10 protein-coding genes are annotated in these 13970 nt (G+C 70.2%); 4 read left to right on the top strand and 6 right to left on the bottom strand.

The window, feature by feature from the left end; translation table 11 throughout:
- From FBY40_RS17125 to FBY40_RS17145, 5 genes are all read right to left on the bottom strand, one after another.
- A complete protein-coding gene (locus tag FBY40_RS17125) occupies positions 1–876 on the bottom strand; it encodes a transposase (protein WP_235015014.1) in 876 nt (291 codons plus the stop codon).
- Positions 877–930: 54 nt separating this feature from the next.
- Positions 931–1644, bottom strand: a complete 714-nt coding sequence (locus tag FBY40_RS17130; protein ID WP_141939923.1) for a GTP pyrophosphokinase — start codon at positions 1642–1644, stop codon at positions 931–933.
- A 68-nt stretch (positions 1645–1712) separates the two neighbouring features.
- A complete protein-coding gene (gene xylB / locus FBY40_RS17135) occupies positions 1713–3011 on the bottom strand; it encodes a xylulokinase (RefSeq protein ID WP_200830014.1) in 1299 nt (432 codons plus the stop codon).
- Positions 3012–3110: 99 nt separating this feature from the next.
- The gene (xylA, locus tag FBY40_RS17140; protein WP_141939924.1) at positions 3111–4298 is read right to left on the bottom strand and encodes a xylose isomerase; all 1188 of its coding nucleotides are present in this window, start codon (positions 4296–4298) and stop codon (positions 3111–3113) included.
- A 70-nt stretch (positions 4299–4368) separates the two neighbouring features.
- Positions 4369–6768, bottom strand: a complete 2400-nt coding sequence (locus FBY40_RS17145; protein WP_141939925.1) for a beta-glucosidase family protein — start codon at positions 6766–6768, stop codon at positions 4369–4371.
- Positions 6769–6976: 208 nt separating this feature from the next.
- Here FBY40_RS17145 and FBY40_RS17150 point away from each other — a divergent pair, with 208 nt between their 5' ends.
- Complete coding sequence (locus FBY40_RS17150) at positions 6977–8905, top strand: glycoside hydrolase family 30 protein (RefSeq protein WP_141939926.1); 1929 nt, start codon at positions 6977–6979, stop codon at positions 8903–8905.
- A gap of 75 nt (positions 8906–8980) precedes the next feature.
- Positions 8981–10099: a hypothetical protein gene (locus tag FBY40_RS17155; RefSeq protein WP_141939927.1), complete on the top strand. Its 1119-nt coding sequence runs from the start codon at positions 8981–8983 to the stop codon at positions 10097–10099.
- On the opposite strand, the gene FBY40_RS17160 is transcribed toward FBY40_RS17155, so the two are convergent.
- Positions 10051–11055 (bottom strand): LacI family DNA-binding transcriptional regulator, encoded by a 1005-nt coding sequence (locus tag FBY40_RS17160; RefSeq protein ID WP_141939928.1) that lies wholly within the window; start codon positions 11053–11055, stop codon positions 10051–10053. The genes FBY40_RS17155 and FBY40_RS17160 overlap by 49 nt on opposite strands.
- Positions 11056–11166: 111 nt before the next feature.
- Between FBY40_RS17160 and uxaC the strand changes: the two genes are divergently transcribed.
- Both uxaC and manD read left to right on the top strand, forming a co-directional pair.
- Positions 11167–12696 (top strand): glucuronate isomerase, encoded by a 1530-nt coding sequence (uxaC, locus tag FBY40_RS17165; protein ID WP_141939929.1) that lies wholly within the window; start codon positions 11167–11169, stop codon positions 12694–12696.
- On the top strand, positions 12693–13931 hold the full coding sequence (gene manD, locus FBY40_RS17170; protein WP_141939930.1) for a D-mannonate dehydratase ManD: 1239 nt from the start codon (positions 12693–12695) through the stop codon (positions 13929–13931). The genes uxaC and manD overlap by 4 nt, the downstream gene beginning before the upstream one ends.
- Positions 13932–13970 lie beyond the last annotated feature (39 nt).

Consider the following 13970-nt stretch of genomic DNA (forward strand, 5'->3'; position numbering starts at 1 on the left):
TCAGTCCGGGGGGACGGCTTCACGGGCGGTTTCCAGGGTGCGCCGCGCGCCGTCGACCCGCTCGGCGGCTGCGGCCCGCGCGTCCGCGGCCGCCGTCTGCGCTTCGGCCGCCGCCTGCGCATCTTTCTCCACGCGCGCAAGCTGCGCACGCAACTCCTCCACTCGGTCGGAGAGGTGCTCGGCGCGTTCCGTCGCCGTGGCGAGCAACGCGTCGGCCCGGGCGAGCTCTCGCTCGGCGTCGCTCGCTCCGCGCTCCGCCGCGCGCACCGCCTGCTCGGCGGCTTTGCGGGCCCGCCGCGCGGCGAGATCGTCCGTCCGTTCCGGGCGGGCGGGGGCGTCGGGAACCCCGGGGATGCTGCCGCCGACCGCCTCGGACAGGTCGACCGGGTCGACGCCGGTCGCCTCGAGGGGCCGGACGAGGCGCCCGGTCGCGACCGCTGCACCGGCGAGCGGGTCGAGGAGAGCGGCGGTGATCGTCGCGGCGACGTCATCGCGCGCAGCCGCACTGACCGTCACCCCCTGGTCTGCCGCGAGCGACACCGCCTGGCGGGTGAGCGCCTGAACCAGCGCCCGGCGCTCCCGGCCGAGGCGCTGCAGCTCCCGCGCGTCGAGGTCGTCCTGCGCCTCGCGCAGCGCCGCGGCGAGTTCGAGCACCTCGGCGAGGAGGCCCTCGCGTGCCAGCAGATCGACCGCCCAGGCCGAGGCCGCGGGCTTGCGGAGGGCACGGATGCGGACCCCGAGCGCACGCGGCGCGGCCTGAGCGCGGGCGTTCCGGGCGACGGTGAACTCGTCGGGGCGCAGGGCGTACAGCTCGGCGGCGACGGCATCGAGCTCGCTTGCTTCGCCGCCGTCCACGTCGCCCGCATCACCGGCCATCGCCCCATTGTGCCTCGAACGGCTCGCGCCGACCGGGCGGGGCGTCGGGCGGCGTCAGACCGCCAGCGCGCCCCGGCGCGGCACCGGCGCCGGCTGGGTGGGCGGGACGGCCGGCGCATGCAGCTCACGGTGCAGCCGCTCCATGCGCGCGTCGAGTTCGGCCGCGGTGTCGGCGGCATCCCTCAGACTCTCGATCAGTCCCTCCGGCACCTGCCGGGCGTACTTGTAGTAGATCTTGTGCTCGAGACTGGCCCAGAAGTCCATCGCGATGGTGCGGAACTGCACCTCCACCGGCACGGTGACCCGACCGGTGGAGAGGAACACCGGCACCTCCACGATCGCGTGCAGGCTCTTGTAGCCGTTCGGCTTGGGGTCCGCGATGTAGTCCTTGACGCTGCGCACCGCCACATCGTCCTGGCGCGTCAGAAGGTCGAACAGCCGGTAGGCGTCGGTGACGAAGCTGCAGGTGATGCGGACGCCCGCGATGTCGGTGATGTGCTCGCGGACCGCGGTGAACTCGGGATCGATGCCCTTCCGCGCCACCTTGTCGACGATGCTGTCGGGCGACTTCACCCGGCTCGAGACGTGCTCGATGGGGTTGTAGTCGTGCAGGTACAGGAACTCATCGCGGAGGATGGCGATCTTCGTCTCGATCTCCTGCATGCCGAAGCGATACTCCAGCAGAAACCGCTGCATCTCGTCGCGGAGCGCACGCATCTCCGCCGGGCTCACCGAGATGCGGTCGTCGTCACCGGTTGCGGGGGCCATGATCCGACGCTAGGCACGCCGGCTCTGAGCGGGCTGGGAGAGATGCGTCGCTGGTGAGGGGGTGAAGATCAGAGGATGCCGGCGGCCTGCCGTGCCGCGCCGAGGGCGACGTACTCACCGGGCGCCGGCACCTCGACGGGCATGCCGAGTACGAGCGGCGCGATCTCGCGAACCGCCTCGGACTGGGCACCCCCGCCGATGAGAAGTGCACGCTGGAGCGGCACGCCGAGGCCTCTGAGGGCGTCGAGACCTGCGCCGAGACCCCCGAGCATCCCCTCCACCGCGGCGCGCGCGAGGTTCTCGCGGGTCGTCGAGGCGAGGGTCATGCCGTCGAGCGACGCGGTGGCGTCGGGCAGGTTCGGTGTGCGCTCGCCCTCGAAGTATGGAACGAGTGCGAGGCCCCCCGCGCCCGGCTCGGCGGCGAGCGCGAGACGGCTGAGCTCGGCGTGGTCCACGCCGAGGAGGCGGGCGATCGCGTCGAGCACGCGGGCGGCGTTGAGGGTGGCCACGAGCGGCAGGAACCGCCCGGTGCAGTCGGCGAAGCCCGCGACCGTGCCGGTCGGGTCGATCGTTCGCTCATCGCTCACGGCGAAGACGGTACCGCTCGTCCCGATGGAGATGACGACGTCGCCCGTGGCCGCGCCGAGGCCCAGCGCGGCACCGGCGTTGTCGCCGGCCCCGCCGCCCACGCGTCGCCCGTCGGCGTCGGCGACGTACTCGTCGGGGCCGAGCACGCGCGGCAGACGCGCGTCGTGGCCGAGCGCTGCCTCGAGGAGCCCGTGGTCGTAGCCGCCGGTCTCGGGATCCCAGTACCCGGTGCCCGAGGCATCCGATCGATCGGTGACCAGTTCCTCGAGGACGGGACCGCGCGGGGCGTCGCCCGCGGGCCCGAACCCGCGCAGCCGCCAGGTGAGCCAGTCGTGCGGGAGGGCCACCGCGGCGACCTGCGCGGCGTTTCCGGGCTCGGCGTCGCGGAGCCAGCGGAGCTTGGTGATGGTGAACGACGCCACCGGCACGAGGCCCGAGCGCTGCGCGAGGTCGTCGGCACCGAACTCGGCGATGAGATCCCGGGCGGCGCCCGCCGAGCGGGTGTCGTTCCACAGCAGGGCCGGACGGATGACGCGGCCGTCGGCGTCGAGCACCACCATGCCGTGCTGCTGCCCGCCGATGGCCCACGCCTCGACGTCACCCAGGCCCCCGGCATCCTCGATCGCCGCCTGCAGGGCCTGCCACCAGGCGGCCGGGTCGACCTCGGTGCCCTCCGGGTGGGTGGCGCGTCCTTGGCGGACGACGTCGCCCGTGGCGGTGTCGACGATGACGACCTTGCACGACTGGGTCGACGAGTCGACCCCCATCACGAGTGCCATGGCTCTCCTTGCGTGTGGCGTGAGCCGCCGAAACCCACCGCGGCCGTCGAGACCGACGGCGTCACGGTGGGTTTCGCGCGGAAAGGTGGGTTTCGAGGGTCAGCGCGCCCCGAGCAGGTGCTCGGTGGCCAGCTGCTGCAGGCGGACGAAGCCGAACCCGTGGCCGCCGAGGTAGGCCTGCGCGTCGAAGTCCTCGTATGCCGAGCGGTCGCCGAGCAGGTCGTCGTACGACTCGCCGGCGTTCAGCGTGGGCTGGGCGAGCTCGGTGACCTTCGACGCCTCGAGCGCCTCCTGCACCTCGGGATCGGCACGGAAGGCCGCGGCGCGCTCCTTCAGCAGCAGGTAGGTGCGCATGTTCGCGGCAGCCGAGTCCCACACGCCGGTCTCGTCTTCGGTGCGCGAGGGCTTGTAGTCGAAGTGACGGGGGCCGTCGTAGGACGGCACGCCGCCGGGGCCGCCGTTCTCGAGCAGGTCGACCAGCGCGAAGGCGTTGTGCAGGTCACCGTGACCGAACACGAGGTCCTGGTCGTACTTGATGCCGCGCTGCCCGTTGAGATCGATGTGATAGAGCTTGCCGTGGTACAGCGCCTGGGCGATGCCGGCGGCGAAGTTCAGCCCGGCCATCTGCTCGTGCCCGACCTCGGGGTTGAGGCCCACGAGCTCGGGACGCTCGAGCGAATCGATGAAGGCCAGCGCGTGGCCGAGGGTGGGGAGCAGGATGTCGCCACGGGGCTCGTTGGGCTTCGGCTCGATCGCGAAACGGATGTCGTAACCCTTGTCGGTGACGTAGTCGCCGAGGAGGTTGACCGCCTCGCGGTAGCGCTCCAGCGCGGCGCGGATGTCCTTCGCGGCGTCGTACTCGGCGCCCTCGCGGCCGCCCCACATGACGAACGTCTTCGCACCGAGCTCGGCGGCCAGGTCGATGTTGCGGAGCACCTTGCGCAGGGCGAAGCGCCGCACCTGACGGTCGTTCGAGGTGAAGCCGCCGTCCTTGAACACCGGCGCGGAGAAGAGGTTGGTGGTCACCATCGGCACGATGAGGCCGGTGTCGGCGAGGGCGCCCTTCAGCCGGTCGATCTGCGTCTGGCGCTCACTGTCGCTCGATCCGAAGGCGAAGAGATCGTCGTCGTGGAAGGTGAGTCCGTACGCGCCGAGCTCGGCGAGCTTCTCGACCGCATGGACGACGTCCAGCGCGGGTCGCGTCGGGCCGCCGAACGGGTCGGTGCCGTTGTATCCGATGGTCCAGAGGCCGAACGAGAACTTGTCGGCGCGGGTGGGGGTGGGCATGTCGCTCCTTCGCGGGAAAATGTTGCGGTTAACAACCTATACCAGAACGGATGCCGCGTCCACACGCTCCTCACACCTGCGGCGCCACCGACGACACCTCGACCTCGGCCCGGAGGCGGCGGCGGTGATCCACACGCCGGAGTGGACCGGAGAGCACGACCGAATGATCGGAGACGAGGTCCGCACTCGACCTGCCGGCCGAAAGAACAATCCGCCCGGCGTCGACGATGCGCTCGCCGGCAGCACCGGTGTAGGCGACGAGGTCGGCGTGGACACGGAAGCAGACATCGGCGGATCGGCCCGGCTCCAGCGGCACGCGCGCGAAGGCGATGAGCTTCTGAAGAGGCCTGGCGACTGTCGCCACCGGGTCATGCAGGTAGAGCTGCACGATCTCGGTACCAGCCCGCCCACCGTCGTTCGTCACGCGGAGGCTCACCGCGACCTCGCCCGCGGTCGAGATCCGAGTCGCTTCGCCGACGAGATCCGACCACGTGAACGAGGTGTACGACAGGCCGTGGCCGAAGGGAAATGCGGCGGTCGGGTCGATGTTCGAGACCTCGGTACGCCGAGCCAGCTTGGCTGCCAGGTACGTCGTCGGCTGGCTGCCGGGCGACGACGGCACGCTGACCGGAAGACGACCGCTGGGGTTGACCCGACCACTCAGCACACCCGCGACCGCACCCGCACCCTCCTCTCCCGCGAAGAACGCCTCGATCACCGCGGCGGACTCGTCCGCCGCGCGACCGAGGGCATAAGGACGCCCGGCGAGCAGGACGACGATCGCTGGGGTCCCCGTGTCGAGCACGGCGTCGAGCAGCTGCTGCTGTGCGCCGGGGAGATCGAGCGATGCGGCGTCGCATCCCTCCCCACTCGTTCCACGTCCGAAAAGGCCGGCGCGATCGCCGAGCGCGAGGACGACGATGTCCGCGGCGCGCGCCACGGCGAGGGCGGCATCGAAGCCTGTCGTCTCTCCGCCGTCCACGCTCGTAGCCATCTGGTGATCGATGCGGGCGTCGGGGAACTCCTCGCGCAGCGCCTCGAGCAGCGTGGGGATGCGAATGCCCATCTGCGTTCCCGGGTGCTGCGTGACGACGTGCGTCGGAAAGGAGTAGCAGCCGAGCATGGCGTACGGATCGTCTGCGTTCGGACCGATCACCGCGATCGACGCGGGGCGGCCGAGGGGCAGCGTCCCGTCGTTGCGCAGCAGCACGATCGCCTCCTCTGCCAGCAGCCGCGCCAGTTCGCGGTTGCGGGGCGGATCGAGATCGACCGCGCCGCGGACGGACTCGGGCGAGGACAGATCCGCGCCCGCCAGGGCCGAGGGCACCGCCGACCAGTCGGCCGCGAGGAGTCCGAGCTGCTCCTTCTGTCGCAGCACCCGGCGAAGGGCGCGATCCACGAGCGCCTCCTCCACAACCCCCTCCTCGACGGCGCGCCGCAGCGGCTCACCGAAGGTCTTCACGGTCGGCAGCTCCACGTCGATGCCGGCCTCCAGCGCAGCGCCCGCGGCATCCGCCCAAGAGTCTGCGACACCGTGGAGGAGTTTCAGGAACGCGACGGAGAAGTAGTCGGCGACGACCGTGCCCTCGAAACCCCACTCCTCGCGGAGAAGGTCTGTCAGGAGCGTCCGGTCGGCGGCAGTGGGCACGCCATCGAGGTCGGCATACGAGTTCATCACGCTGCGGACGCCACCCTCCCGGATCGCCATCTCGAACGGCGGGAGGAGCACGTCCTGCAGCTCGCGCGCACCGATCGACACGGGGGCCAGGTTGCGGCCGCCCTTGGAAGCGGAGTACCCGACGAAGTGCTTCAACGTCGCCACGACGCCTGCCGACTCGAGGCCCGAGACGTACGCGGTCGCAACGGTGGCGACGAGGTGCGGGTCTTCACCGATCGTCTCCTCGACACGACCCCACCGGGCGTCTCGGACGACATCGAGCACCGGGGCGAGGCCCTGGTGCACGCCGACCGAGCGCATGTCGTCGCCGATGCGACGCCCCATGCGCTCGACCAGCTCGGGGTCGAATGTCGCACCCCAGCTCAGCGGCACGGGGTAGGCGGTCGCACCCCAGGCGGCGAAGCCCGCAAGGCACTCCTCGTGAGCCATTGCGGGAATGCCGAAGCGGGACGCGGCGCGAAGTCGCTGCTGCGTCCGCATGAGCGAGAGCGCCGCGACGCCGGCATCGACGGGCTTCGTGCCGAACGGTCGTGTCAGCTGCCCCAGGCCCGCCGGCAGGAGGGAATCGAGGTCGACGGCCTCTTCCACATCGTGCTGGTGCGGCGCCACGTCGCCACCCTCGTCCGACGCACCCACCCACACTCCGTAGAGCTGCGCGAGCTTCTCCTCGAGGGACATGCGCGAGACGAGCGATTCGACGACGTCGCCGGCGAGGGCGCGGGAATCGAGAACGCCCACTCCGGCGTCGAAGTCCTCGTCTACGTCGTTCGGTACCGGGGTCGAAAGTTTCATGTCTGCGCCTTCACAGTCGTACAGAGAGAAGCGACGCCCACGATTCAGACCCTGCAATCGCAGGAAACGGGCATTACGAACACCGAACGGGTTGCTCTGCCGTTCGCCACCAAATTTCCCGATCAAGAGGCAAAAAAGTTGTGGACCGCGCTCCCCCTCGTGGCTAGGTTAACGTTTACATTACACGCGACAGTTTCGAAGGAGAACTGTGAAAAAGACATTGTCGTCACTTGCCGCTGTGGCGCTCACGGGAGCGGCGCTCGCCGTTCCCGCAGCCGCGACAGCCAACGACGCGACGGCGATCGACCTGCAGCCTGAAAGCGTGCAGCAGACGATCGACGGCTTCGGCTACTCCGCCGCGTTCCAACGCACTCATCGCCTGAACCTCCTCTCCGACGAGAAGAAGGCCGAGGCGGTCGAACTCCTCCTCGGCGACACCGGCGTCGACCCGTCCATCCTGCGGCTCGGGATCGGCGGCCAATCGACCGGGCCGTACGACTGGATGCTGTCCATTCAGCCCGACGATCCCGGTGGGCCGGACGCCGAGCCGAACTACCAGTGGGACGGCTACGACAACGGGCAGGTGTGGTTCGCACAGGCGGCCGAGGCCGCCGGCGTCGAGTACATCTACGGCAACGCCTGGACCGCACCCGGATACATGAAGACGAACAACAGCGCGGCCAACGGCGGCACCCTGTGCGGGCTCTCGGGAACGGCGTGCCCGAGTGGGGACTGGACCGACGCCTACGCCGACTATCTCGTCGCGTGGGCGGACTTCTACGCCGACGAGGGCGTCGAGATCGACGGGATTGCCTTCACCAACGAGCCCGACTACACCTCGTCCTACGAGTCGATGCGCTTCACCCCGCAGCAGGCGGTGGAGTTCACCAAGACCGCCGGACCGGTCTTCGACGCCTCCGGATACGACCTGCTGTGCTGCGAATCGTTCGGCTGGAACCAGGGCAAGAACTATCACAGCGCGATCCAAGAGGACTCCGAGGCCTCGCAGTGGGTCGACGTCCTGACGGCGCACTCGTACGCCAGCCGTTCCGACTCGGCCTTCGAGACGGACAAGCCGCTGTGGATGTCGGAATGGGCGGCCTCCGTCGCCGGTCTGACGGAGTTCAACGCCAACTGGGACGGCGACCCGGGCGCCGGCTCCGACGGCATCCGCATGGTCGATCACATGATGGACACCCTCATGAGCGCCAACGCGACCGGATACCTGTGGTGGCTCGGCGTGAGCCAGGGCGGCTCGGGCTCGCTCATGGTGGTCGACGCCGAGAACGACACCTTCACCGTGGGTTCGCGGCTGTACGGCATGGCCGCCTTCAGCCGGTTCATCCGGCCCGACGCGGTGCGCTTCGACGCCGTCCACGCGATCGAGGGCGTGAAGGTCGCTGCCTTCGACAACGCCGACGGCAGCCGGGTCGTGCAGGTGCTGAACAACAACACCGCGCCGGTGTCGACGGACATCGACATCGATACCCAGCCGACCGCGTTCCTCAACGATCAGGGCAATCAGCTGGTCGAGACCGAAGGCATCGCGACCACGGCTGATGGACGCACGGCTCTCGAGCTTCCTGCCCGGTCGTTGGTGACCCTGGTCGTCGAGCCCGGGGCAGGCGAGGGCGACGGCGAGGGTATCCCGATCGAGGCGACGGTGCCCGGCCCCGGTGAGCCGGGTTCGCTGTCGCTGACGGTGGCCGACTTCGGAGCGGGGGTCGTGCTCAGCCCCGGCGAGAACGCCGGTGACCGCATCCGCTTCGCAGGCGAGCTCCCCGTGGTGACGGTCACCGACTCTCGCAGCGACGAGCAGGCGGGCGCCGGAGGGTGGTCGGTGTCGGGCCAGTCGAGCGACTTCACCGCCGGCGGCGAAACGCTCGGGGCGGAGCATCTCGGCTGGACGCCCGAAGTGCTCACCCCTCGCCCGGGGGTCAGCGCGGGTGATGCCGTGCCGACGGTCATGAGCGGCGGGCCGGGCCTGGCGGATCCTCAGCGCCTCGGCGACGCCGCCCCGGAGGGGCGATTCGGCTCGACGCAGCTCGGGGCGGATCTGTCTCTCGAAGCCCCGGTGGACACGCCTGCGGGCACCTATGAGGGCGTCCTCACGGTCACCCTCTTCCCCGAGGACTGATCCCCCCACCGGCGCGGCCTGCCTCTCACGCAGGCCGCGCCGGTTCCTCATCCGCGCAAGACTCACGGAGCCCCGATGAACGCCACCCCCGCTCTCCGCCGCATCGCGGCAGCCTCACTCCTCGCCTTCCTGACCCTGGCCTCGCCCGGATTCGCGGCCGCTGCCGAGAACACCTCCGGCACGACCTGGACGCTGTCCCCCGCCGGTCCCGACGGCGCCGACGAGCGGATCTCCCTCCGACACGTGATGGAACCGGGGGCGACGGTCGACGACCGCGTCGCGCTGACGAACTTCACCCCCGCGCCGGCGACGTTCGCGGTCTACGCGAGCGACGGCGTGGTGACCGCAGACGGCAACTTCGATCTCCTCCCTCCCGGCGAGACGCCGGTGGACGCGGGCTCCTGGATCGACATCGGCGCCGTCGACGGACAGGACCCCCTGCCCAATGAGCCGCTCACGATCGAGCTTCCCGCGGGCGGTTCGATCGTCATCCCCCTGACGATCACGGTCCCCGAGAACGCCTCGCCGGGCGACCACCCCGCGGGAGTCGTCGCACAATTCGTCCCCGGAGACGGTGCCGGCGTCGAGATGGCCAGTCGCGTCGGGGTCCGCGCCCATCTGCGGGTCGACGGTCCCGTCGTCGCGTCGCTCGACGTCGATCGGGTCGAGGCCACCTACGAACCCTCGTGGAACCCCTTCACTCCGGGCACGGTTCACATCGACTACACCCTCGGCAATTCGGGGAATGTGCGTCTCGGCGCGTCATCCACTGCCACCATCACCGGTCCGTTCGGCGTGGCCCCCTCCTCGGAGACGGCGTCCACGCGGGAGGTCCTGCCCGGACAAGAGGCACGCCTCTCGTCGTCGTTCGAGGTCTGGCCGCTGGTTCTCGGATTCGGCGACGTGGCGGTCACGCCCCAGATCGTCGGCGAGGACGCCCTCGTCGAGGCGGGCGCGACCCGGACGGCCACTCTCACCGTGTGGACGGTGCCGTGGGCGCAGCTGTGCCTCATCGCGGCCGTCGGCGCGATGATCATGCTGGCGCTGCGCCTGAGACGTCGATCGGCCGCGCGGATGCAGCGTCGCATCGACGACGCCGTGGCCCAGGCGTTGACCGCCGGCACCTCAGAGGGCGAGCACGACGATCAGCGCGCGGGCGGTGCGGTGGAGGCGCGGACGGCGAGCCGGGGGTGAAGGGAGCGGTGGATGTCGCTCTCAGGCGTCCCGCCGCGGGCATCGATACGCTCCAGCAGCAGTTCGACAGCGGCGTCGCCGAGCTCCCGCAGGTCCGCGCCGACACTGGTGAGCGGCGGGGAGGCGAGGCCCGTCACGAAAGTGTTGTCGAAGCCGACGAGGCTCACCTGATCGGGCACACGGATGCCCGACTCCGACCACTGGGCGAGCATCCCCAGCGCGACGAGATCGTTGTATGCGACCACCGCGGTGGCGCCCGTTTCCAGCGCCTCGACGGCGACCCGACGCCCGCCCGCGGAGGTGGGCGCGCCGCCGGCGATCTCCACCAGCGAGAGATCGGGCAGGCCCGCTGCCGCTTCGACGATCCCCCGCGATCGCCGCGCCTGCGACCACGAGGTGGCCGGTCCGCCGACGTAGGCGATGCGGCGGTGGCCGAGACCGTAGAGGTGCTCGATCGCGGCTCGGCCGGCGGCGGACTCGTCGATCGTCACCGAAGGGGTGGCCGGGCCCACCTCGCCGAGGTCGCGGTTGATCAGCACGCAGGTGTTCTCGGCCACGACCTCGCTCAGCCGGTCATCGGACAGGCGCGAGGAGACCAGGATCAGACCGTCGATCTGCGAGCGCAGCGCGCGGATCTCCTCGTCCTCGACGTCGGCGCGCTCCGTCGTGTCAACGACGACGAGACCGTACCCGCGCTCACGCGACATCGCCTGAGCGCCCTTGGTCATCGACGAGAAGTACGGGTTCTCGATGTCGGGCACCACGAGCGCGATCACCCCCGTCCGACCGCGACGCAGACTCGCCGCCGCCCTGTTGGGCCGGTATCCCAGCTCATCGATCGCGGCAAGCACCCGATCGCGCGTGTCACCCGAGACGCGATGGGGCTCGCGGAGCGCGCGCGACACCGTGGCGATCGAGACTCCCGATCGCGCCGCGACGTCGTGGACGGTCACCATCTCGAACGGGCACCTCGCTTGCGGTTCAGGGTTCCATCATCCCAACCCGCAGTGGCGGAACGCACGATGGACACTAGGATAATAACGTTTACATACCCAAGGAGCATTTCCATGCCGGTCCACGGCGGCAACGACGCCCCCTTTTCCCAGCCGCGGCTGCACCCCGATCGCGCCCTCCCTGCCGACCCCGGAATCCGGGGGATCGCGCGCACCATCCTGGCGCAGACAGCCACGCTTCCGATCGTGTCGATGCACGGCCACGTCGACGCCGAGATGCTGGCGCGGGACGAGGCCTTCGCAGATCCGTCGTCGCTGCTCGTGTCCCCCGATCACTATCTGGTCCGCATGCTCGTCTCGCAGTCCACCGCGCCCGGCCCGGTCCGCGACTCGGGCGTTCGCACCGTCGCCGACCTCGGCGCGGGCGCATCGCGTGGCGCGGTCGTCGAAACGGACCCCCGGGCGATCTGGCGCCGCTTCTGCGCGGGTTGGGCCGCCCTGCGCGGAACGCCCACACGTTACTGGCTCGAACACGTCCTGACTGAGGTGTTCGAGTCTCCGCGCAAGCCCTCTCCCGACACCGCCGACGCACTGTACGACCACATCGCCGATCAGCTCACCCGACCCGAGTTCCGTCCCCGCGCGCTCTTCGAACGGTTCGGCATCGAGGTCCTCGCAACGACGGACCCGGCGACGTCGGCTCTCGACGCCCACGCCCGGCTGGCGGGCGAAGGTTGGGGCGAACGGGTCATTCCCACCTTCCGCCCCGATCCGCTGCTCGAGCCCGCCCGTGGTGACTGGGTGCAGCAGCTCGAGGCGCTGAGCGAGAGCGCGGACACCGATGCGCACACCTACGAGGGCTATCTCGCCGCGCTGCGCGCCCGGCGGCAAGCCTTCCTCGACGCCGGGGCCCGCGCCACCGATCACGGCCACCGGTCGGCGACGATGGCACCGCTCGACCGCGTGGACGCCCGCAGACTCTTCGATGCGGCGCGAGCGAGCGAGATCGATGCCGACGCGGCAGCGGCCTTCACCGGACACATGTTGTTCCAGATGGCCGAGATGGCCACCGAAGACGGATTGGTCATGCAGCTGCATCCGGGGGTCATGCGCGATCACGATCGCGGTGTCGGCGAGCGATTCGGTCACGACATCGGTTATGACGTCCCGGTTGCGGGAGAGTTCACCCACGCGCTGCGACCGGCCCTCGAGGCGTTCGGTCACCACGACAACTTCCGCCTGATCGTCTTCACCGTCGACGAGACCCTCTACTCGCGCGAGCTCGCACCGCTCGCCGGCGTCTACCCGGCGCTGCGCCTCGGCGCACCGTGGTGGTTCCTCGACACACCCGACGCGATGCGTCGGTTCCGCGAGGCGGTGGGCGACACCGCGGGTCTGCGCAACACCAGCGGCTTCGTCGACGACACGCGGGCCTTCTGCTCGATCCCCGCCCGCCACGACCTATCGCGACGCATCGATGCGGGGCATCTCGCACGGCTTGTCGCCGAACACCGTCTCGACCTCGACGAGGCCATGGAGTCCGCGGTGGAACTGGCCTATACACTCCCTCGCGAGAGTTACCCCGCGCCCCGTCGCGACGACGTCGTGCGGCCCGCTGCCGCGGCGGCCGAGGCTCTGGCGTGACGGGTGCCGCACGTATCCGCTCGGCCGAGGTGCTGGTGGCCAGTCCCGCCCGCAACTTCGTCACCCTCCGCGTCACCACCGAGGACGGGGTCGTAGGACTGGGCGACGCCACACTCAACGGCCGTGAGCTCGCCGTCGCCGCATACCTGCGCGACCACGTCGCTCCCCTGCTCGTCGGTCGCGACGCCCATCGCATCGAGGATGTCTGGCAGCTGCTGTACCGATCGGCCTACTGGCGTCGCGGGCCGGTCACCATGAGCGCCGTGGCCGCAGTCGACATGGCGCTGTGGGACATCAAGGGCCGGATGGCGGGGATGCCCGTGTATCAGCTGCTGGGTGGGGCGTCGCGTGACGGATGCCTCGTCTACGCGCACGCCTCAGGTGCCGATCTCGACGACCTCGGCGACTCCGTGCGCGCCCGCCTCGACGAGGGCTACCTCGCGGTTCGGCTGCAGGTCGCAGTGCCGGGGATGGGCGGGGGATACGGGGTCGCCTCGTCACGCGCCAGCGGCGGCCGCTACACCTACGAACCGGCCAAACGGGCAGGTCTCCAGATCGAGGAGGGGTGGGACTCGCGGCGCTACCTGCGGTTCGCCCCCGACCTCTTCTCCTGGGCGCGGGAGGAATTCGGCGCCGAGGTCATGCTCCTCCACGACGTGCATCACCGGCTGACGCCGATCGAAGCTGCGCGTCTCGGGCGCAGCCTCGAGCCCTTCGACCTGTTCTGGCTGGAGGACTGCACGCCGGCCGAGAACCAGGAGGCGTTCCGTCTGATCCGGCAGCACACGACCACCCCGCTCGCGGTGGGTGAGGTGCTGAACTCGGTCTGGGATTTCCGGACCCTCATCCAGGAGCAGCTCATCGACTACGTTCGCGCGTCGGTCACCCACGCCGGCGGCATCACCCACCTCAAACGCCTGTTCGAGTTCGCCGCGCAGTATCAGATCAAGTCGGGCAGTCACGGACCCACCGACATCTCCCCCGTCGGGATGGCGGCCGCCCTGCACCTGGGCCTGGCCATCCACAACTTCGGGATCCAGGAGCACATGGCTCACCACGACCTCACCCACGAGGTGTTCCACACCTCGTACCGGTACGCCGACGGATACCTCCACCCCGGCGATGCGCCGGGGCTCGGCGTCGAGTATAACGACGACGCCGCACGACGGTTCGCCTACTCACCCGCGCTCCTGCCCGCCGCGCGACTGACCGACGGCACCGTCCATGACTGGTGAGATTCGGGCCCGCAGGCATCCATCCCTGATCAGATCGAG

Source organism: Microbacterium sp. SLBN-154 (assembly GCF_006715565.1).
In the GTDB taxonomy this organism is placed as follows: domain Bacteria; phylum Actinomycetota; class Actinomycetes; order Actinomycetales; family Microbacteriaceae; genus Microbacterium.

Coding starts and splice junctions, on each gene's coding strand:
- FBY40_RS17125 (WP_235015014.1), bottom strand. CDS start 876: ATGGCCGGTGATGCGGGCGACGTGGACGGCGGCGAAGCAAGCGAGCTC.
- FBY40_RS17130 (WP_141939923.1), bottom strand. CDS start 1,644: ATGGCCCCCGCAACCGGTGACGACGACCGCATCTCGGTGAGCCCGGCG.
- xylB (WP_200830014.1), bottom strand. CDS start 3,011: ATGGCACTCGTGATGGGGGTCGACTCGTCGACCCAGTCGTGCAAGGTC.
- xylA (WP_141939924.1), bottom strand. CDS start 4,298: ATGCCCACCCCCACCCGCGCCGACAAGTTCTCGTTCGGCCTCTGGACC.
- FBY40_RS17145 (WP_141939925.1), bottom strand. CDS start 6,768: ATGAAACTTTCGACCCCGGTACCGAACGACGTAGACGAGGACTTCGAC.
- FBY40_RS17155 (WP_141939927.1), top strand. CDS start 8,981: ATGAACGCCACCCCCGCTCTCCGCCGCATCGCGGCAGCCTCACTCCTC.
- FBY40_RS17160 (WP_141939928.1), bottom strand. CDS start 11,055: ATGGTGACCGTCCACGACGTCGCGGCGCGATCGGGAGTCTCGATCGCC.
- uxaC (WP_141939929.1), top strand. CDS start 11,167: ATGCCGGTCCACGGCGGCAACGACGCCCCCTTTTCCCAGCCGCGGCTG.